The 22346-nt window shown below is 46.1% G+C and carries 16 protein-coding genes; 12 read left to right on the forward strand and 4 right to left on the reverse strand.

Features of this window, described 5'->3' with window-relative positions:
• Window positions 1-37: 37 nt before the first annotated feature.
• Window positions 38-559: a hypothetical protein gene (locus QNO02_RS12620; protein WP_249910928.1), complete on the forward strand. Its 522-nt coding sequence runs from the start codon at window positions 38-40 to the stop codon at window positions 557-559.
• Window positions 560-661: 102 nt separating this feature from the next.
• Here the strand turns inward: QNO02_RS12620 and QNO02_RS12625 are convergent, their stop codons facing one another.
• On the reverse strand, window positions 662-1801 hold the full coding sequence (locus tag QNO02_RS12625) for a GGDEF domain-containing protein (RefSeq protein ID WP_091031356.1): 1140 nt from the start codon (window positions 1799-1801) through the stop codon (window positions 662-664).
• A gap of 241 nt (window positions 1802-2042) precedes the next feature.
• Between QNO02_RS12625 and QNO02_RS12630 the strand changes: the two genes are divergently transcribed.
• The 7 genes from QNO02_RS12630 (at window position 2043) to QNO02_RS12660 (ending at window position 13895) form a co-directional block, all read left to right on the forward strand.
• Window positions 2043-8744, forward strand: a complete 6702-nt coding sequence (locus tag QNO02_RS12630; RefSeq protein ID WP_502921881.1) for a CLIPPER-2 domain-containing protein — start codon at window positions 2043-2045, stop codon at window positions 8742-8744.
• Complete coding sequence (locus QNO02_RS12635; RefSeq protein WP_133384503.1) at window positions 8741-10432, forward strand: DUF11 domain-containing protein; 1692 nt, start codon at window positions 8741-8743, stop codon at window positions 10430-10432. Before QNO02_RS12630 ends, QNO02_RS12635 begins: the two co-directional genes overlap by 4 nt.
• A gap of 153 nt (window positions 10433-10585) precedes the next feature.
• On the forward strand, window positions 10586-10843 hold the full coding sequence (locus QNO02_RS12640; protein ID WP_036608707.1) for a YolD-like family protein: 258 nt from the start codon (window positions 10586-10588) through the stop codon (window positions 10841-10843).
• A gap of 100 nt (window positions 10844-10943) precedes the next feature.
• Window positions 10944-11063 (forward strand): hypothetical protein, encoded by a 120-nt coding sequence (locus QNO02_RS12645; RefSeq protein WP_017688846.1) that lies wholly within the window; start codon window positions 10944-10946, stop codon window positions 11061-11063.
• A gap of 156 nt (window positions 11064-11219) precedes the next feature.
• Window positions 11220-11723, forward strand: coding sequence for a ferritin (locus QNO02_RS12650; protein WP_076217026.1), 504 nt, complete (start codon window positions 11220-11222; stop codon window positions 11721-11723).
• A gap of 471 nt (window positions 11724-12194) precedes the next feature.
• Window positions 12195-12935: a polysaccharide deacetylase family protein gene (locus QNO02_RS12655; RefSeq protein WP_249910925.1), complete on the forward strand. Its 741-nt coding sequence runs from the start codon at window positions 12195-12197 to the stop codon at window positions 12933-12935.
• Window positions 12936-12983: 48 nt separating this feature from the next.
• The gene (locus QNO02_RS12660) at window positions 12984-13895 is read left to right on the forward strand and encodes a hypothetical protein (protein WP_289392229.1); all 912 of its coding nucleotides are present in this window, start codon (window positions 12984-12986) and stop codon (window positions 13893-13895) included.
• A gap of 179 nt (window positions 13896-14074) precedes the next feature.
• On the opposite strand, the gene QNO02_RS12665 is transcribed toward QNO02_RS12660, so the two are convergent.
• The 3 genes from QNO02_RS12665 to desA form a co-directional block, all read right to left on the reverse strand.
• On the reverse strand, window positions 14075-14674 hold the full coding sequence (locus QNO02_RS12665; protein ID WP_289392230.1) for a response regulator transcription factor: 600 nt from the start codon (window positions 14672-14674) through the stop codon (window positions 14075-14077).
• Window positions 14671-15819 carry a sensor histidine kinase gene (locus QNO02_RS12670; RefSeq protein ID WP_133384507.1) on the reverse strand — a complete coding sequence of 383 codons (1149 nt, stop codon included), beginning with the start codon at window positions 15817-15819 and terminating at the stop codon, window positions 14671-14673. The genes QNO02_RS12665 and QNO02_RS12670 overlap by 4 nt, the downstream gene beginning before the upstream one ends.
• Window positions 15820-15906: 87 nt before the next feature.
• The gene (gene desA, locus QNO02_RS12675) at window positions 15907-16965 is read right to left on the reverse strand and encodes a Delta(5) desaturase DesA (RefSeq protein WP_091016855.1); all 1059 of its coding nucleotides are present in this window, start codon (window positions 16963-16965) and stop codon (window positions 15907-15909) included.
• 373 nt (window positions 16966-17338) lie between these two features.
• Between desA and QNO02_RS12680 the strand changes: the two genes are divergently transcribed.
• The 4 genes from QNO02_RS12680 to QNO02_RS12695 all read left to right on the forward strand — a co-directional run bounded on the left by QNO02_RS12680 (window position 17339) and on the right by QNO02_RS12695 (window position 22330).
• Window positions 17339-18178: a YitT family protein gene (locus tag QNO02_RS12680; RefSeq protein ID WP_062834072.1), complete on the forward strand. Its 840-nt coding sequence runs from the start codon at window positions 17339-17341 to the stop codon at window positions 18176-18178.
• A 536-nt stretch (window positions 18179-18714) separates the two neighbouring features.
• Entirely contained in the window at window positions 18715-19968 is a 1254-nt protein-coding gene (locus QNO02_RS12685) for an ROK family transcriptional regulator (protein ID WP_289392231.1), read from the forward strand.
• A 36-nt stretch (window positions 19969-20004) separates the two neighbouring features.
• Window positions 20005-21057, forward strand: coding sequence for an ROK family protein (locus QNO02_RS12690; protein WP_289392232.1), 1053 nt, complete (start codon window positions 20005-20007; stop codon window positions 21055-21057).
• Window positions 21058-21106: 49 nt separating this feature from the next.
• A complete protein-coding gene (locus QNO02_RS12695; RefSeq protein ID WP_240661826.1) occupies window positions 21107-22330 on the forward strand; it encodes an MFS transporter in 1224 nt (407 codons plus the stop codon).
• Window positions 22331-22346: the final 16 nt, after the last annotated feature.

Below are 22346 nucleotides of genomic sequence, written 5' to 3' on the forward strand. Positions count from 1 at the left end.
CTTTGTGCGAATGCGCGTATAAACAAGGAGGGGTGAAATGTCTGGAAAATATACAACTGTACCTTATGGTTATGAGCCTCCTGCGGCCAGCCGCAAGGGCACACTGACTTTTTATGACTCGTTTGAACATGTGACCGATGAGCAACTCGAGCGAGCCGCTGCAACGGTAGATACCCGTTCATTCATACAGCTTGTGCTGTATCCTTTACACGAGAGCACGTTTAAGCGAATGAGCAAGGATACGATACAGGCATATTACAAAAGAGAAGATCGCCTTCATGATTGGCGGCGAGAACATCCGACTTCACGTATACGTGTGGAGGGGCTTGAGGGCAAGAGAAAGAAATATACACCTGTGGATAGCGCGCTGCGCCATATCACTGCGGAATATCCAGCCCCTCATTTTCTTTATTTGACGATAGAGATGGCGAATATGTTTGCTTCATTTGATTCCTTCAAGGATTGGATCAAAGAGCTTCGTCTCATCATTGACGGGCCATCAGGTGATCTTCATCCCAGGCTGGAGCAAAATCGTCATCGCTGGGAATGGGCGGAATGAAAACATAGACATATGAAGAAGATCGGCCTGCTGATCGTATTCAGACCCAAAAAAAAGTTGTGTTGTACACCGGAATTCCGGTGTACAGCACAACTTTTTTATTTATATTTTCTCTGCCAAGGACGAAGTCAGATCAAGTGATGTTACGGTTTTATTTTTACCTGTTCGTTTGGCGGCATACAGACAGGCATCCACTTCCTCGAACAATTTGTCTTTGGTTAGATTAGGACTGTAGCTTTTGAGACCGATACTCACCGTGATGGAAGCTCCTTCAAGTTCCAGATGGCCCATCAGGGCAATCTTCTGACGAATCTGTTCCACCAAGGCATAGGCCTGCTTGAAAGATTGCTCAAACATCAATAAGGCGAACTCTTCGCCCCCGTACCGTGCTGCAATATCACTTGAGGTAATGGTTTCCTGAATGATCAGGGACACTTTCTCCAGAATGATGTCTCCAACCCGATGACCATACGTATCATTAATGGATTTGAAGTCATCAATATCGATCAGGGCCAGATGCAGACTCATGCCACTGTTGGCATACTCAAATGCTTTTTCATAATAATCCTTGAAGGAGCTTTGATTATAAAGGTTGGTTAAACCGTCTGTTTTGGACTGTTTGGACATAATGGCATTCCGCACAATAAGGTCCTGCTTGGCAAGCATGCTGGCTTGAAGATCATCGAGCACCTCAACGCCGCTAGTTACGATAACCTGTGCTACATATGTACCTAAGATTAGAAAAGCAGGAATGGATACCATGTCAAATGAAGACAGGTACAACCGGTAGGCCGGATCGAACAAAACCAGAAGGTAACCAGCCATCTGCATCAGAAAGACAATCCAGACTCTCTTTTTACTGAAGAACAGCACCGAAGCAAAGATGGGCAACAGGCAGATCGCTAATATAATCCGAATGTCATAATTGACATGAATAATCGTCCAGGCGATAACCGTGCTGGCTATAGACATGGTGTAAAAGGAATATGAACTGAAGCGCCGATCAACCCAACTTGCGAACAAAATGCATGAACTGCTGACGGCCGTAGGCCAGAACAGGACATTCATCAAGAAATCTGTAGGTGTGCGATCATAATCCAGAAACAGGAAACAGCCAATCTGAATGGCGAAATGTGCAATGATGACTATCCAGTAGGCATGGAGCATTTTTTGAATCCATTTGGAATGTTTGAACTCGTATTCTGTTGGAATGTGACTATTTTGCGTATGGAAACCTTTCATATATCACCGCTGACTGCATCATAATGGTACGACAGAATTACTCTCGTATATGATGATTATAAATGACAATGAACAAAACGCAAATGTATTTAACTGTTATATGAGAACAAGACTCACAGAAGTTTCGAGTTGTCACAAACTTTTTGTGGAGGACAAACAAAACTCAACGATACACTCATAGACTATATACATGGCTCCGTTCCATATGTAGGAAATCATTGATGAAGGGGAGGTGATCTTCATTCCTCTTGTCGTTCGTTCAACCGTTAATGCTACGGGAGCAATTACATTTACAGGAAATACGCTTGGACTGAGTCGTTCGGAAACAGCGGGGATACCTGGAACACAGGACAGTATTGGAGGTTTTATCACAACCAACACCAGCCTCCAGTACGGCACCTATCCACTGGGAACTACAAGCCTGTATCAGAGCAACAGTTCAGCAGCCATTCTTACACTACCTGCTGGAAGTACCGTTCTGTATGCAGAATTGATCTGGGGGGGCAGTTACATCAATGGTACAGTCAATCTGAGTGCTGCCATCAACAATCCGGTTACGTTTATTACACCCGCAGGGACTTCCAGTGTCACCCCAGATCCACTTACCTACAATCAATTCGATCTTGGGGGCGGTGCTGCTGGCTATGTACGTTCCGCCAATGTGACGACACTTGTACAAAATGGGGGAGCAGGTACATATATCACCGGAGCAGTGGTAGGAACTATTGTTATTACAAATGATTCCACGGCCAATCATGCGGGATGGACACTTGGGGTCATTTATCAGAATCCCAATCTGCCTTTTCGCAACATGTCTTTGCGTGCAGGGGGCGTACTCGTTCAATCTACTTCACCCCCTGTCGTTACCACACTGACTGGATTTGCAACGCCCCTTTCCGGTGTATTGGGAGGAAGAATACTGTTCAGTGCGCAGGAGGGCGACGCGAACCGGACCGGTGACCAGGCATTATTCGGGCCAACCTCAGCTACATCGGTTGCTTTGTCCGGGCCCAATAATCTAGCTGCGAACTTTTTTGCTTCTCAGATTAACGGAGATACCGGAGCGCTTAATACAACCGGAACGTTTGGGACACGAAATCAGATCAACGGAGCTCCAGGTACCAATATTATCGGTGGACGTCAAGGCTGGGATATTACCAATGTGGATGTTTCAGCAAGACTGATCAATAACCAGTCATCTGCGGTGTTGACATTAACGACCTCGGGGGATGCCTACATTGTCAACGCCAATGCAATTCAAGTTGATATTAATGCACCCAAGATCACATTGGCTAAGGCAACGGTCGCCGCCGGTGCAGTTGCCGGGGATAGTATTCTATATTCGGTTACCGTTACCAATGCAGGCACTGCGAGTGCGGCCAGTGTTGTTTTATCCGATTCACTTCCTGCAGGGCTTACCTTTATTCCAGGCAGTGTCACGGTTGCAGGTGTACCTCGTCCAACACTTGATGTGACGGCAGGCATTCCTCTGGGTTCGTTAACTTTATCCAGCAGTGTCGTTGTAACCTATCGAGCACTCATCGGTCAGGATGCAAGCATCCTGCAACTAGTGAATTCGGCCAATGCAGCCTTTACATTTCAAAGTGTAGCAGGGGAACCGGTCATTACCGGAGTTATTCCGTCCAATAACTCCACCCTTCCCGTTTATTCGCCAAACCTGTCCATTGTGAAATCGGCGAGTACTACCAATGCCACGGTGGGTGACCTTGTAACCTATACACTCCAAGTGAACAACGGAGGGAATGTTGCTGCCAACGTTACTTTGAGGGATAACATTCCAAGTGGTAGCTCATATGTAGCAGGAAGCTTTCGTCTGAATGGAAATGTGATTGCTGGCGCCAATCCGGTTACCGGCGTTAATCTGGGGAGCCTCGCGGCAGGAAGTGCCAATACCGTGACCTTTCAGGTACTTGTAACAAGCTTGCCGACACCTCCGACTCTTGTGGATCAGGCTACGGCTTCTTATTCCTTCAATTCACCTGATGGTCGGACGATCACGGGAAACATCGCCTCGAATACCTTAACAATCCCGGTAACATTGCCCAATGTGAACACGGTAAAATCAGCATCCGTTACCGATGTTGCTGTCGGGGAGACTTTCACGTACACCATAGTTACTACCAACAGCGGTATTCAGGTGATTAACAATGTGGTACTTACAGATGCGCTCCCTGCTGGAACAACATTTGTTTCCGGTAGTGCAACCGTAAGGGGAACTGTCGTACCGTCTGCGAATCCGAGCAGTGGAATCTCTATTGGGACATTGGCGGCCGGAAGTTCTGCAACGGTGACGTTTCAGGTGAATGTGCAGTCCCAGCCTGCTTCGGGTTCATTAGTCAACCGAGCGGTAGTATCGTATAGCTCAGGTGCGTTCACGGGTATTTCCAACTCCAATTCCATTACAACCCCTGTATACCAAGCTGTTGTCGGGATCAACAAGTCGGCAAGCCAAACCAATGCGACACTGGGGGATCAGATTGCATACACACTTGTGGTCACGAACAATGGGAACATAGCGACTCAAGTGAATGTGACCGATACGATTCCAGCGGGGCTGACGTTTGTCCCGAATTCGGTAACCGTGAATGGTACTGCACGTCCTGGAACCAGCCCATTAACCGGAATAACACTGGGCAGCCTCCTGCCGGGAGTTACGGCTACGGTGGTGTTTCGCGCTACACTCACCACACTTCCGACTCCCCCGACACTGGAGAATCAAGGGACTGCAAGTTATACGTACCAGCTTCCAAGTGGACGGAATCTCTCAGGCAGCAGCTTATCCAATATCGTTCGTATATCTGCATCGGCTCCGAATATTTCTATTAGTAAAACAGTAAATACACCGGATGCGACAGTAGGAGATGTACTTACGTATACCGTTGTTGCAACAAACGCAGGAATTAGTGCAGTACAAAATCTGGTGATTTCGGATGCACCATCCGGCTCTGAATTTGTCCCGGGTAGTGTCACGATTAATGGATCTGCTGTTACCAGCGCAAGCCCCGTTGCGGGAATCGCAGTGGGTACATTGAATAGCTCAAGTAGTGTAACTGTGACCTATCAGACCAGAGTGAATTCTGTTCCATCCACAGGTTTGGTTAGTAACCGGGCCAATGCAGCATTTACATCAGGCAGTTTTAATGGTGTTTCTTCTTCCGTATCAGTAAATACCCCCATATTTCTGCCAGTGATTCAAGTGGTGAAATCAGCAAGTACAACAAGTTTGACGGTAGGCGATACGTTTAATTACACCATCCAGATAAACAATACAGGTAATATAGCTGCATCGGTTACCTTGACAGATCCCATTCCAGCAGGAGCAGTATTCAGCACAAATAGTGTCATTATTAATGGCGTACCTACACCTGGGCTCAGCCCGGAAATAGGAATCAGTCTAGGAGAGATTGCTGCGGGCTCAGGTGCAACGGTCACCTTTGTTGCGACGGTTACCAGTTTGCCAGATGCAAGACAGTTAATTAATCAGGCGGTTGCTTCGTTTGCCTACACGCTTCCAAGTGGTAGAACGATTGCCGGTCTCTCGTCATCAAACACCATCACTATTCCAGTGTCTCTACCCAATGTTACGATTGTTAACAGTGACAATGTAGAGTACGGCGTAGTCGGGGATGTCATTCGATACACATCTGTTATTCGTAATAACGGCACAGTAGCCGTTAATAATGTGGTATATGTCAATCCTCTTCCTTCAAATACCCCATTTGTACCCGGAAGTGTCATTGTGAACGGGACTTCGTTCCCGCTCTCCAATCCGACAGCCGGCATTCCAATCGGTACGTTGGCTCCAGGAGCCGAGGTTACCGTAACTTTTGAGGTGACGATTACCATGCCGATTCCTTCGCAGATTAACAATCAGTCGACGGTCAGCTTCACATCCGGTTCATTTTCAGGGTCATCATCGTCCAATACCACTCAGACTCCGGTCATACAACCGCAGATTTCACTTGTCAAAACGGCAAATACCATAAATGCGACCGTAGGTGATACGGTTGTATACACGGTAACGGTCAGCAACACAGGCAATCTGGAGGCAAATGTTACCGTGACAGATACCATTCCTGCTGCGACTACTTTAGTACCCAACAGTGTGGTTGTATCCGGTGTGCCACAGCCTGGAGCGACGCCAGCAGCAGGCATTCCGGTAGGCATTGTAGCAGCGGGGGCGACGGCTGTTGTCACGTTTGCCGTTGTTGTGGATTCACTTCCATCTCCGCAGCAGCTTAGCAATTTTGCTACATCATCCTTTACATTTACACCTCCAGATGGGCGAACATTGACTGGCTCAGCCACTTCGAATACGCTCACGTTTCCAGTCTCGTCACCAAACGTCGCTGTTGTCAAAAGCACAGCTTCCACTGCGGCTACGGTAGGCGATACGGTGACCTATTCCATTCTGGTGACCAACAGCGGAATTGCACCGGTGAACAATATTCAGTTTTCGGACCCGATTCCAGCTGGAGCCTCCTTTGTAACAGGGAGTGTCACAGTGAATGGGGTTGCGCAACCTGGAGCCAATCCAGCAGGTGGGGTATCCCTTGGGACATTGGGGCCCGGAACGTCCGCAACGGTCACGTTCAGTATCCGTGTCGACGTGATCCCGCCAAGCAATCAGTTGAGCAATCGCTCTACGGTCAGTTTTACCTCAGGTACATTCTCAAGCACAACCTTCTCTAATACCGTGGTCACTCCGGTGTACCAGCCTATTCTTTCAGCACAAAAAACAGCCAGTACACAAAACGCTACCGTTGGGGATACGGTCAGCTACACGATAACCGTGAGCAATCAGGGAAACTATGGATCCCAGATTAACCTGACAGATAACCTTCCAGCCGGAACCATCCTTGTTCCAAATAGCGTTATTGTGAACGGTCAACCACTGCCAGCAGGAAATCCAGCAACGGGCATCCCCGCAGGCAATGTGGCTTCTGGAGCTACGACCACCATTACCTTTTCAGTAGTTGTTGATACGCTGCCAAGTCCGCAACAACTGGTGAATCAGGCTACGGTAGCTCTATCATATACATTGCCGGATGGGCGGAACATCACGGAGTCCGTTCTATCCAATGTGCTGACCATTACCGTATCGGCACCGGATGTCGATGTCGTCAAATCCACAACTTCAACGGCGGTATCTGTTGGTGATGTCGTAACGTATAGCATCGCTGTAACCAATAACGGAATTGCAACGGTGAACAATGTGGTTTTCACGGATGCAGTGCCGACAAGTACCGTTCTTGCGCCAACCGGCGTATTTGTCGATGGTGTTCTGCGCCCTGGTGCCAATCCTTCTACGGGAATAACACTTGGTTCCATCGCACCTGGTGTTACGGTAACCGTTGTATTTAGTGTGCAGGTTACGGCGCTCCCGGCAAGTGCAGTGTTAAACAATCAGTCCACGGTCAGCTTTACATCAGGTGTTTTCTCAGCGACCACATTCTCCAATACGGTTACAACTCCGGTCTATCAACCTATTCTGTCGGCAGTCAAAACGGGAGATCAGACGATAGCAACGGTAGGGGATACAGTTGTGTACAGCATCGCCATCTCCAATGCCGGGAACTATGGGGCATCCGTCACGTTGACCGATACCATTCCAGCAGGAACAGAGCTTGTTCCAAATAGCGTTATTATTAACGGGGCTTCTGCACCAGGTGCAGATCCGGCTTCGGGTATTCCGCTTGGTGTCGTTTCCACAACAACTCTAGTTACCTTCTCCGTTGTGATTGTGACGTTACCTTTGAGCCAGTCCATCACCAATCAGGCTTCTGCTACATTTTCGTATACATTGCCTGATGGAAGAACACTTGGAGGCACGATTACGTCCAACGCACTCAACATTCAGGTATCTGCTCCGAATGTCAGCGTTGTGAAGACTACTCCGGTGATTGATGCTGTGGTGGGCGATACGATTGTATACGAGATGGTTGTGACCAATGAAGGAATTGACCCGGTAAACAACATTGTGATCACCGATCCGATTAACCCAGCCACCACATTTGTTACAGGCAGTGTTCTGGTGGACGGCGTCCCACGTGCCTTGGCCAACCCTGCGCTGGGCATAGCTCTTGGTAGTTTGGCGCCTGGAGCATCGATAGCGGTATCGTATGCAGTGCGGGTCAATACGCTTCCAACACCACCACAAGTGAGCAGTCAGTCTTCCGTAAGTTTCACATCGGGTGTCTTCTCGGGAGCAGCGTATTCCAATACGGTTGTAACACCAATCTATCAGCCGATTATTGCCGTAACCAAAACGGGGAGCACTTCCAATGCAACGATTGGTGACACCATCACCTATTCTTTTGCCATTAACAATAGCGGGAATCTTGATGCAATTTTGACATTAACGGACAATATACCGAATGGAGCCGTACTGCTTCCCAACAGTGTTCTGATTGATGGTGTTCCACAGCCAGGTGCCAATCCGGAGACGGGTATCGCTGTGGGTGCCATACCGTCCGGAGGTACGGTTATTGTAACGGTTACCCTCGAAGTGACTGTAGATACGTTGCCGCAGGATCAGCAACTGGTTAACCAGGCGGTGGCCAACTATACATTTAGTCCACCCGATGGCCGTCTGTTGACGGGGACCGTATCTTCGAATGTTCTGGTTATCCCGGTATCCGCACCAAATGTTGTTGTTGCCAAAAGCACAAGTGCCATTGATGCTGTTGTTGGTGATGTAATCACCTATACGGTTGTAGTAACCAATAGCGGCATTGAAGTGGTGAATAATGTGGTCATGGTTGACCCGGTACCTGTCGGTACAGTATTTGTGCCAGGAAGTGTTACGGTGGATGGTGTGCCAAGACCAACAGGGAATCCGAATACAGGCATCACGCTTGGTTCGATTGCTGCGGGTGCTTCCGTTACGGTTACATTCAGAGTAGAGGTTGTGGTGATATGAGCCAATCTTCCGGTCCGTTGTCCCACTGGCTAAAGAATCAGTCCCTGGTTCGATTCAGCTCGGGTGCGACTGAACTGGAACAGGTATCCTATTCGAATACGGTTGTAACACCGTGGATCGGCCCCAGGCTTGAAGTCAGAAAAGTGTGCAATGTCACAGAGGCTGCCTTGGGGCAGTCTCTTATCTACCGTGTTGAAATTGTTAACACCGGAAATCTTACGGCCCTAGTGCACCTATTGGATCAGCTATCTGCAGAGACGGCACTGCTTCCCAACAGTGTATTGCGTGATGGTATTCCGTTACCGGGAGCATCACCGGAGAGAGGATTGCCTCCAGCTGAAATCGCGCCCGGAGCCATGTTGCGGTACCACTTCCAAGTTGTAATCTTGCGTTTACCTGAGACACTGAAGCTGCTGAATCAGGCACAGGTTAACTATGAGTTTTTGACACCGGAAGGCAGAACGGTTACGGGTGTGGAACAATCCAATATCGTGGAGGTCAATATGGTCTCATCCCGGCTGGAGATCTCCTTTCAGGCGGATCACATCTATACCTTCTCAGGGGATATTGTCATGTACACCGTCATCGTGAGCAATCCGGGTTTTATTACAGCCACGAATGCCCAAGTAACGATTTCTTTGCCACAAGGTATTGTTTTTATACCTGCGAGTGTCATCGTAGATGAAATGTTTGCGCCACAAGTAACGCCTGATACGGGCATACAACTTGGAGAGATTTTGCCCGGAAGCTCAATGAGGATACAATATCGGGTTCAGGTTATGGGGGGAAGCGATGCGAACGGAATATCAAGTGTAGCTGTACTGGCGTATATCTCGGCAGGACAGCAGGAGACGGTCTACTCCAATCAGGTTACCCTGGAAGTTATACAGCCCCAGGTCTCTGTGCTGAAAAGTGTGCTCCCGGTAACGGCCACATTGGGTGATGCCGTCCAATATAATATTACCGTCTCCAATGCAAGCAGTTATGCGGTGGATGGAATTCTCTTGGATGTACTGCCAACAGGTTTGACGTTTGTCGAAGGCAGTTTGGGCTGGAATGGGGTTAAACGTCCCGGAACCAATCTAGCTAGAGGGCTTAATCTGGGGACGTTGACAGCCCGGTCGGTTCTGAATATTCAGTTTGAAGCGAAACTTCCAGATCGAGATGATTCGATGCCTGATGATTACAGGTATGTGAATCATGCTAGCCTGATGTATACATTTCGATTGCCGGATTCACGATCAGTGCAGCGGATGATTACATCCAATGAAGCTGTGGTCGAATTAAAAGCGCCGATAATTCAGGCTTATGTTCAAGTGACACCCACATTGGTCGAGCAGGGAGGTACCGTCACTTTTCAGGTACGTGTGGAGAATACGGGCAATTTGCCGGCACGTGTACAACTTGGGAGCATTTTACCTGAGGGTGCCAGATGGCTTGGGCAAGCTACGGGTGAGATCCAATTGAGCTTACCAGAGTATTCCACACCACGGGTTCTGCATGTGGGTGTGATTGAGCCTGGAACGGAAAAGAACATCTCCTATGTAGCGAAGTTAGCTTCTGAGAAGACGGGGACGCTGCAAGGAGCCTTGATTGCTAGGTACACGTATGAATGGAATGGACAAAAACGCGCTGGCGAAACCCGATCGAATGAGTACAGCATCATTGTGGAGTATGGAGAAGAATAGGAGGTATCACGGTTAACGGTAACTTGCCTGAGGAATTTGCTCATTCTGGATGCCATGAGATTACACGAACGTAAATGAATGGTATACTAATTGAATATGAACTCGGCAATCAACCCGTGGAATCGGGACGTCGGAGTAGAGGAGGCAGCCACATTGGCAAAAGCAAAAGTAGCAAAAAGACCTACACGGGATGAGTTTGAACTTGAAGAGTTGGGAAACCAGCTGGTTGAAGCCTTTCGGGAACGTTCGGAAGTACTGTTGACGGTATGGGGCAAGGAAGATCAGGTACAAGGAGTCATCGTCAAAATGGACTCCCGTACACGACTAGTGCATGTAGAGTATACCGAAGAAGAGTTCACAGCGAAGGTACCTTTTCTGGATATCATGCGTGTGCAATCTCCCCGGTACTGAACGAAAAAAATAGCAATCTGAATAATTAGGGCATCCGCCCTGTCAAAGTCGTTCTTCCTGCATAAGATAACCCATACCTGTTGCAGAGGAGGTACGGTCAATGAGCGAAGTATTAGGTGGAGAAACAAGAGGCTACGGATACGGAGGTTTCACTTCTGTAGGTGCCATTCTGGTTCTGTTCATCCTGTTGGTTATCATCTCCAAAGCGTTCTTGGTATAATTGCATATCTCTAAAGAATGAAAGAAGCTCTGCCATCATGGCAGAGCTTTTTTGTTCGTTCAGTCATTGGCGAATTTTGTAGAAAATCGGTGTTAGTCCTGCTTACGTTATGTTAGAATATAACCATCCCTAGAGAAAGAAAGAGGTGTTTTGATTATGAGCCAAACGTTAACAGAATCTTTAAATGAACAGATGAACTTTGAGTTTTATTCCGCTCATGTATATCTGGCTATGGCAGCTTATTGTTCCAGCAAAAGTCTGGATGGATTTGCGAACTTCTTTATCGTGCAAGCGGAAGAAGAGCGATTCCATGGCATGAAAATATACAAATTCCTGAATGATCGTGGTCAACGTGCCACACTTGCGGCTTTGCCAGAACCGAAGAATGAATATGCTTCGATGCTGGATGTATTTGAGCATGGTTATGCTCATGAACAGCAAAACACGAAAAAATTCTACAATCTGGCTGACATCGCTCTGAATGAACGTGAACATGCAACGATGTATTTCCTGAAATGGTTCATTGATGAGCAGGTTGAAGAGGAAGCATTGTTTGACAACATTATTCAGAAGTTGCGCCGCATTGAAAAAGACAGCAATGCCTTCTACATGCTGGATGCCGAGTTTGGCAAACGTTCGTTCACTGCTCCTGCTGAATAACTTTTACGTAGGAGTCGATAAGATTCCAGCGTCAAAACACCATGTACATACAGCATAAGGTAATGATCCTGAATGCAATGGGGGCAATCTCCTTGCAAGGGATGATGGTTTGATGCCATATGCTGATTGAAGACATAGAAGCCTGCACTTGTGCAGGTTTTTTTGCATGCAACGATATTTAATGATTGTATTGATTTGCTTGAATTGGAGTAATAGTCTATCAAAATTCTGAATGTGGGTAATAGAGGATATGTCACAATTGATCTATCCTGGCGGGATCTTATTTTGCGCAAATCTATCAAATTCGTATTAAATTTTAGGTTTATCTGACAAAAGTGTAACTCTACCGTAGCCTTTGGAGCGAGAACAGGAGCCACTATCTTTGATAGTATTAGGATTAATCGCCAAGGGATGAAGGTAGAAAAACATGGACACCCGGGGAAATATAACACATAAGGGAGACTTTCAATTATGCTACATATTCGTAAATCTATCATGGTCACACTTGCTATTTTACTAATCATTCCACTCTTATTGCCGCAGTCGGTATCTGCCAAATCAGCTGCATCCAAGGATGGTGCAAGCAAAGTAAATTCCAAAATCATATACCTGACGTTTGATGATGGGCCAACCGCTCATACGGGTCAGTTACTGGATATTCTGGATCAGTATAATGCGAAGGCAACGTTTTTCATGCTGGGTCCTCAAATGGAGAAATTTCAGAAGGCTACCAAACGAATCGTAGCTGACGGGCATGGGTTGGGTCTGCATGGTGTGTCTCACGTTCCAAGCAAATTCTATAAATCTGCATATAGCGGATTAAAAGAGATGCAGCAGGCCAATGTAAGTCTGAACAAGGTTGCCGGAGTTAAAACAAGTCTCGTGCGAACGCCATATGGTAGTAAACCTTATCTCAAACCGGCATTCCGTAATGTACTGCTGGGCCAGGGTGGATTCCATCTATGGGATTGGAATGTCGATTCGGAAGACTGGAAATACAAGAAAGATCACCAGAAAGTCTATAACAGTGTAATGAAGCAAATCCACAATGTGCAAAAGAGCGGAACAACACCAGTTGTGCTTATGCACGACCAGGAAGCAACGCTGAAAGTATTACCGCAAGTGTTGAAAACATTGAAGGCAGAAGGGTATCGTTTTGAAGTATTAAGCAAAAAAGTGCAGCCGGTTAACTTCTGGAACGACAAGCGTTAATCTTTTTAATTTTTCTACAGATTGGCTACAACGAAGGAGGCACACATCATGAAGAAACAACCATTATGGATCACGATTCCAGTAACGACAGCCGTTTTACTTGCTCTGGCAGGATGTGGAGGACCGGATTCAAATGCAGCATCATCAGAGAATAGTTCTTCACCAACGACAACAGTGGTTGAGCAGACCGAGACCGGCAGTGGTGGTGCTGATTTCTCTAATGAAAATGAAACGGGAACCAAAGAGAATACGGGCACAACAGATAATGAAGACACATCAGGATCGAAGGCAAATGACAACCAAGTTGCCACGGGTCAATCAGGTGTGAATGATGTGATCAAGCAAGTTCGCAACCAGTTGAAGATGAAAGATGCAGCGTTACCCACTTCATTCACATTGGACAAGGGTACATCTTTGGGTGCGGCAATACTGTCCAATACTGCTGATGCATTTAAGGTAAACTTCTACGCTACCACTCAGTCTGTTGCCATTAATGATCCGTCTTTAACTGCATCCGAAAGTAAGATACCTGTACTGGCTACCTATGAAGTGAAGACCTATAAGGACCCGAATCAGCCAGGAATTTTCCCTGAGACGGACCTGAAAGATATTCCAGCAGATATGGCTGTGGATCTGGGACATGGCATCAAAGGCATGAGTGAAGGTGCCGCAGGCAGTCAATATCTGACTTGGCAAGAAGGTAGATGGACGCTGGAAATTCGTTCGGTTTCCGAAGATGAAATGAATAATCCGGGCATAGCGAAGAAAATGGTGGAGTACCTGGAGTCACATACGTTGCCTGTACCCAAAGATAAAGGGTATATCAAGGTTGAATATCCAAGTGGTGGAAAGTCTGTTCATGTAACGATCTCATGGCAGGATGGTAACCAAATTCATCAGCTTAAGACCGATCAAGTGCCATTAGAAGCTCTTGGCATGGTTGTATCTGTGAAATCTTAAGTGTTTTACGGATATTCTGCAATGTAGAAGAGATGAGTGTTGGATTGTGACGATACACATAAAAAAGCTTGGCCCAGGAAGAAATTGCTGGGCCAAGCTTTTTATTTTGAGTATGTTATCGCAGCTTATGCAGCCGGGACACATGTTTATTTTTGTTTCAGTGGGTTAAAGCGGTACTTTCATTTGAACCACCCTTTTTCCTTGGAGCGAGTGATGGCCTCAATGCGGTTACTGGCATTTAACTTGTTGAGAATAATGGAGATGTAGTTACGCACTGTTCCCGTTGTGATGAAAAGATGCCCGGCGATTTCCTTGGTGTTTTTCCCATCTGCCATGAGGCCTAGTACGGCGTTCTCCCGTTCTGTCAGGGGGTTTTCTTCTACATAAGCTTCATCTACCAAGTCGGGAGCGAAGATGCGTCTGCCATTCATAACTTGGCGGATCGACTCGGCAAGTTCTTCAATTGGACTGTCTTTGAGCAGGTAACCACGGACACCGCCCTTTAGGGCACGTTCGAAATATCCGGTCCGGGCAAAAGTGGTCAGGATAATGACCTTACAGCTCATTCCTTTGAGTTCTTCTGCGGCTTCAAGGCCGCTTTTCACGGGCATTTCTATATCCATCAGACAGATGTCTGGTGCAAGCTCCTGGACAAGGGAGAGGGCTTCCTGGCCGTTGCTGGCACGTCCGACGACTTCCATATCTTCCTCCAGATTGAGGAGGGAGGACAAGGCGCCGAGCATCATGCGCTGATCTTCCGCGATTACAATTCTAATCATGATTCTGCCTCCTTTATCGGTTTGCGGACGAGTTTTGGAACATGAATAATGATCGCTGTACCCGGGATGTCTGTCGCAGAGCGAATATCCAGACAACCGTTCACAAATTCAAGTCGTTCCTTCATGCCCAAAATTCCTGTTCCGCGCCGATCCTGTTTGCGAGTTCGTTCTATTCCAACACCGTTATCTTGAACGGTTAATACATTATCCGCTAGGGTTTCCTTAATGATGATGGTACAGGTTGTTGCCTGACTGTGTTTGACGACATTGGTGACGGCTTCTTTCAAGCACATACCGAGCACATTTTCATTCAATTGTGATGTATCCTGTAACTTCGGATTGCCTTCCAGCACAAAATCAATCGAAGCGGCCTTCAGAATCTGCTCCGCTCGAAACAGTTCATCAACCAATTGTGTACCACGCATGGTGGTGACCATTTCCCGGACCTCTTTCAGAGCTGTGCTTGCCGTTTGTCTAAGGTCGTTCAATTCAATCTCGGCCTGATCGGGATTATTGCGGAGCAGCCGTCTCGCCAGATCGGTTTTCAACCCGATGAGAGAGAGCTTCTGTCCAAGTGTATCGTGCAGGTCACGAGCGATACGCTGGCGTTCTTCCATTTTTACGAGATCATCAAGTCGCTTGTTCGCATTCTCCAATTGGCCTTCCAAATGTTCAGTTTTGTTTTTGTTATACGTACTGATTGGGAGCAGGATGGAGGCCATTAAGCTGATGAATACAAACGGGAACTGACTCACGAGCAATGAACTCTGATTGATAAAACCATAATTAATGGTTAGGAAGCTGGCTCCCAAATTCACCGAGTATAGGGTGAAGAAACCGGCTTTATTTTTAATATTCCCAATAAAAAAAGCAAGAAACAATGAGAAGTAGGCATAATCATAGGCGATCGTCATCGTAATGGATATGGCAATGAGCAATCCAATCCACATGTATACCTGCCAGCCTTTGGTGATGAAAGCGAGCAGATAACAGACGAAGAAAACGAGAATGATAATAATACCTGTTACCATCGTCCATAATTTGGAATATTGTGAAATGTAATAGAAGGGCAGGATGAAAAAGACGAGCCATACATAAGGATTTAACCCTGTATTTTTATAAAAAATCTGCATCCACTTTTGAATGTAATTCTCCTCCTTGCACTTGTACTCAACTTTAGCATGACTGTAGCATGACTATGGCTTGAACACAAGAAAACGAATCCGACAGAGTTAAGGCTTCTCTGTCAGACCCGCTGGATTCGTTACTCGGATAGGCGGTTGAACATACGGCTTGCGGGACAAGTTTTTGAGCTGTCTGAAGCTAATAAACTGTTTAGAATCTTCATCCCACAGACGGAAGCGAAGGGCAACCAGACTGGAACGTAGTGTAATAGTAGTTGCTTTTTGCAAGGGTGGTGTTGCGTTATGTGCTTCTTCCAAGAAATAGTTAGGTACACGTGGGCTCAAGTGATGCACATGGTGAAACCCGATATTACCACTGATCCATTGCAATAATTTTGGCAATTTGTAATAAGAACTGCCTTCAACAGCTGCTTTTACATAACTCCACTCATCTTCATGTTCAAAATACGTCTCTTCGAACTGATGTTGAACGTAGAACAGCCAGATACCAAAGAAACCGGAGAAGAAGAAGATAGGTGCCTGCACCATTACAAAAGCCTGCCATCCGACTAACCAGGACATGAATGCATAGAGCACTACGATTAATACTGTAGTCAGATGTGTGTTGATACGTTCTTTACGTCTTGCACCTTTGCGGTTAAAACGGTAAGCCAACAGAAACACGTAGATAGGTCCGATACAAAACAATACAAACGGGTTACGATAAATCCGATAGAAGAGGCGTCCCCAAGGAGAAGCTGCTTTGTATTCGTCAACCGTCATAACCCAGATATCACCTACACCACGTTTGTCAAGATTACTGCTTGTCGCGTGATGGATAGAATGCTCGTTTTTCCACTGCTGATAAGGTGTGACTGTTAATACACCCGTAATGGTACCGAGAATATCATTGGCGCGTTTGCTCTTGAAGAACGAACCATGACAGCAGTCATGGAAAATAATAAAGGTCCGAAGTACAAATCCGGATGCCACCAAAGCAATCGGGAAGGTCAGCCAGTAGGAAACCGATAAGCTAAAGTAAGCTGCAGCCCATAACAAGAAGAGCGGGAGCAATGTATTGATTAACTGACGGATACTTAATCTGAGATCATTTTTTTCGTAAGGGGTAACTTCTTTTTTTAAGGCCATTTCTTTTGATCTGTTCATAAAATTGTGTCCTCCTCAATCGTTATAACTGTAATCAGCTACAACTTGGCGTTTCCCGCTAGACTTTCCTGTAGGAAGCGTTTTTATCATTGTAAAACAATCCGAACATGACAGTAAGTCATAAACGTCAGCCTTCTGTAATGATGAATATCAATGACGGACCATGACATTTGTCATGGGTGTATGATGCTCAATAGCTCTGCAGAAGACGGAAGAGCAGGTTTTACAAATTCCTTTGCACAAATTACGCAACAATTTGTATTATGTATACAAATTTTGTTGAGAGCATGGTAAAATCTATCTTTGAGTGGTTATGACAACTTATGAGACGGGTCGATTAGGTTGATTTCTGATGGATTGGATGGAATGCATAATGAAGAAACGAATTACGGATATCCTATTTATTATGGCAGGTGCATTTCTGTTTGCACTGGCGGTGAACCTGTTTGTCATCCCGAACGATTTGGCTGAAGGCGGCGTCACGGGTATCACGATTATTTTGTATTACCTGTTTGAATGGTCCCCTGGACTGATGAACTTGATCCTGAACGGTATTTTGTTAATTGTGGGATATCGGTTTCTTGATAAAACGACTACGGTATATACGATTATTGCGGTGGTATTCAACTCGTTGTTCCTGCATCTGACGGAGAGTTGGACGATTGCATCGGATGAACTCTGGATCAATACCATTTTTGCTGGAGTATTTGCCGGTCTTGGTATTGGCTTAATTGTTAGAGTGGGAGGCACAACGGCGGGAACAGTGATCCTGGCCCGACTTGCCAATAAATATCTGGATTGGAATATCAGTTACGGACTTCTGTTCTTCGATCTGATTGTGGCTTTCTCCTCATACTTCATCATTGGACCGCAAGGATTAATGTGTACAATTGTCTTGCTGTTTGTCGGAACCAAAACAATGGAGTTCATTATTGAAGGACTCAATCCGAAAAAAGCAGTCATGATTATTTCTTCCAAACAGGATGAAATCGCGAAGCAAGTCATTGAGAAGATGGATCGCGGAGTAACCGTCCTGTCTGGTCATGGCTATTACACGAAAAATAAGAAAGAAATTCTATACATTGTGATTAGTAAGCAGGAAGTTTCTATGCTGAAGAAGATTGTACGAGCGGAAGATGAGATTGCTTTTATCACCATTCATGACGTGCGTGATGTATTCGGTGAAGGATTTATTGAACTCTCCAAAACTTAATGAATATGTATATAAGGAAGAAAGGAGTTGCGGTGAAATATCACCGCAACTTTTTTGATAGGTTAATGGTATCCGGTATTAATCTAGTTCAAATAGAAAGAACCCTTCTCTATAGAGAAGGGCAAAAGAATATTAATAATGTTTTCTTTTTTTGACTGGACAATATTCAACAGTGACACAACAATGTTTTTTACACTTTGTAGGGACATATTTGATTTTGGTAACACAAGTTTTCGTAATTTTTTTGTAAAAACACTTTGGTCTTGGATGATGACATTTATGATGTTTTCTATACATATTAAAACCTCCCTGATCGTGATAAGGTATTCTATGACCGCGTCACTGTTTCGGAAATGTATAAACGTCTATTATTGTATAATAATTCCTTTATTAGGCTTTTGTGTTACAGGTGAAGATGTGGTTCTTTCTAGTAAAAGAGTGCAATGACAAAAAGCTGTACACCGACTAAGCACGATGATATATTGAATTAATCAATTTGTTAATAAACCTAACTAACTATTAGAGGAGGCGATAACATGGCTGGCACACCGCAGTATATCCGCAATCTGAATGAAAATCTCATTATGGATGCCCTGATAAATCAGGGAACGATGTCGAGAGCGGATATCAGCCGTCAGACCGGACTTAGTAAACCAACGGTGTCTTTGGCGATCGAACATCTGATTGACCGTAATCTGGTGAGGGAAATGGGGAGAGCTGACAACGCTCAGGGGCGCAAAGCAACCCTCATTCGTTTCAATGAAACGGCTTATTATGTCTGTGGTATAGATATCGGCGCAACACGTATTCGGATTGCATTATCCGATCTGAATGGAGAGATCATTGCCTATCGAACATATCCCATGGTTGTTCAAGAGGCTTATGAGCGAGCAGAAGCGACGATGCTGGAGCTTCTTCGAAGCCATATGAACGAATTGCTGGATGAGAATCATCTGAAATGGGATCAGATTCAATGCATCGGGTTTGGTATACCAGGCGTAGTGCTGCCTGATTCAGGGCGTATCCATCGTATTGTGGACCCGTTAGCGGGTCTGGAAGAAGCTTTCTCTCTAGAGTCGTTGTCAGGAGCTTTTCCCTGTGAAGTAATTCTGGAAAATGATGTGAATCTTGCGGCGCTTGGGGAGTATCGGAGTGGTGCAGCAGCAGGGTATCCCTTGTTTGTATTTTTCTCGATTGGTACAGGGACGGGTGCTGGCATCATGGTACATGGCCAACTGCTTCGAGGTTTAGGTGGCTTAACTGGAGAGATCGCAGAGATGCTGGTGGACGATGGTCGACGTCTGGAGGAAGTGCTGTCCGCTGATGGTCTGATGCAACTGGCGAAAGATTATCTAGATCAGCATGATGAACTATTATTGGAAGCTGCTGATTCGGGTGCAGATGTAAATGTAAATGTAGATGTAGATGTAGATGTAGTTGTAGTTGCAAATGATCTTCACAGACACCTGACTCCCGAGAAGTTATTTGAAGCTGCACGTAGTGGAGAAGTAGAGGCGTTAGAGATTTTAAAGCAATACAGCCAGAAGATTGCTTCAGCTCTGCGGCAGATTAGCGTTGTGCTTGCTCCAGATCTCATTGTGCTTGGCGGAGGCGTAGGAGGAAACGGTGATGTGTTATTGCCTTTACTGAGGCAGATCATATCTGAGCAATTCCCGGTGCAACCACAGTTAATCTGTTCCAAGCTTGGTGAGCAGGCTGTTGTCACTGGCGCGGTACAGGTAGCCATACAACAAACGATGCTGAACCTTCAGCAGGAAGCGTTGGACTAAGAGAATGGATATACAACATGTGAGGAGGAAAACGGGATGACAGAATCCGTGAAAAACGTAAGTAATGATGATCTGTCCAATCAGGATGGTACGGTTGGAGGTGATCGATCCGGTTGGATAGCAGGTGTTGACATTGGAGGCACCAAAACATTAATGCTCATGTCATCACAACAGGCTGGAAGTGAAGTTCATGAACGTATCTTGCCTACTCTTGCCAGTGATCAGCCGGATGAGTTCTTCCGATGGTTATTCGCTGAATTGGAAACATTCTGCCGCGAAGTTGGATGCAGTCTGGATCAACTTAACGGTGTAGGCTTGGGATTCCCTGGTGTGATTTTGCAGGAGGAGGGAATACTGCGAAATGCTCCAGCTTTTCAGTGGCCTGAGCATGATATTCGCCCTGTGATTGCAAAGTATTATAGCGGGAATATCATGTTGGACAATGATGTGAATCTGGCTGCAATGGGAGAATATGATCAAGGGGCAGCGCAGGGACATCAACACTGTGTGATGGTCACGGTTGGAACAGGCATTGGAGCTGCTCTTATCCTGAACGGACAACTCTACAGCGGCCAGAATGGAGCAGCAGGTGAGATTGGGCATTTCATTGCAGGAGACGAAGGGCTTCATGCCGGTTACGTTGCTGATGCGGATTCCTTTGGCGTATTTGAGCAAGTGACTTCAGGTACGGGAATTACCGAACAGGCGAGGCGTTATTTTGCTGCTGGAAAGGGGAGTTCCTTATCCCTGATTATGAGTCTGGCAGGAGGGGAAGTGGAACAGATTGAAGCCAGACATGTATTCAGAGCAGCCGAATCAGGTGATGTTGCTGCACTTGAGATTCTGGAACTGCCTATGCGTTATATGGCTAGAGGTCTGGCGAATATTACGGCTTTACTCAATCCTTCCATTATAGTGATCGGTGGTGGCGTGGCTGCATCCAACCCAACCTATTATCTAAATGAAGTGCGCACACGCCTCCAACGTTACACTGTTCTGCCTACACTTTTAGCTGTAGCTGAACTGGGGAACAAAGCAGGAGCAATCGGGGCATTGGCTGCAATCAAGTCGAGTCTAACACGCACATAAAAATAGAGAATAGGCGAAGCAACTACAGAAATAAAGGATGGAGATCCGGATGAGAAGTAGACATATGAAGGCTTACACAGAGAAAACAAAAGCCGATTCCAATGATGCAAAACGTGTTTTACTCCAATTGCAGGGCCTATATCTGTTTATGGGGCTTGCCGGGGGGATGTTTAACCCGTACATTAATCCCATTTTGGTTGCACAAGGTTTTTCCAGTAAAGAAACCGGATTTATCATGGCGTTTGGCACACTTGTATCCATTATTCTTCAACCTATATGGGGAATTCTGGTAGATAAGTTTAAAAAGACACGGTTCGTCCTGGTGATAAGCCTGCTTGTTCCTGCATCGTTAGCGTACTTCTACAATATTCAAGTGTACTTTATATTAATATTGATTTATACTTTATGCACTATATTCCAAGTGACTCAAATACCCGTTGCTGACTCCTATGCGGTTACAGCCGCGAGAGCCGCAAACACCTCATATGGCATGATCCGACTCTTCGGCAGCATAGGAACGGGAGTTGGTGGATTTGCCGCAGGGATGTATCTCTCCCAGTTTTCCATTCACATGTTATGGCTGCCATTTCTCCTGTTTAACATTCTGAGCGCTATACTGGCAAGTACACTTCCCCGGCAGACGAGTATCTCCTCGTCCTCGGTAACCTTCTCCGTAGGTTTGGCAAGATTGCTCCGAAACCGGACATTCCTTCTATTTCTAACAGGTTGTTTCCTGGTTAACCAAACGCTCACTGCGTTTAACTCCTTTTTTGTTATTTCATTTCAGATGGCTGGCGGTTCTGTGACGATGACAGGTACAGCGCTATTGCTTGCATCGATTACCAATGTTCCATCCATGTTGGCAGCAGCATTCATACTCCGAAAATGGGGACATGAACGGACGATGCTGCTTGCAGCCGGGGCGTATATGTTACGTTGGGGGATACAATGGCTATGGCCGACACCTGAGGTCATGATTGGCGTTCAGGTGCTGCATGGGTTATCCTTCGGATTCTTCTATATCGCAGCAGTGGAATATGTGGCTTCCGTTACGGGACGGGAGATGCAAGCCACAGGACAAAGTTTATTTAACATGGTGTTTGCTGGCCTGGGCGGAATTGTTGGTAATATGCTTAACGGATATTTACTCGATTCCGGCGGTCCATCACTGATGTATCTGGCTTGCACGATCAGTGCGGCACTAGGATCAGTGATTCTGTATATCGTCAGCAGGCAGGCCAAAGAACAGAGAAGAGCATACTCATTAGAATAGAGATGGAAGGAGTTGG

The sequence above is a fragment of the Paenibacillus sp. PK1-4R genome, assembly GCF_030369595.1.
In the GTDB taxonomy this organism is placed as follows: Bacteria; Bacillota; Bacilli; order Paenibacillales; family Paenibacillaceae; genus Paenibacillus.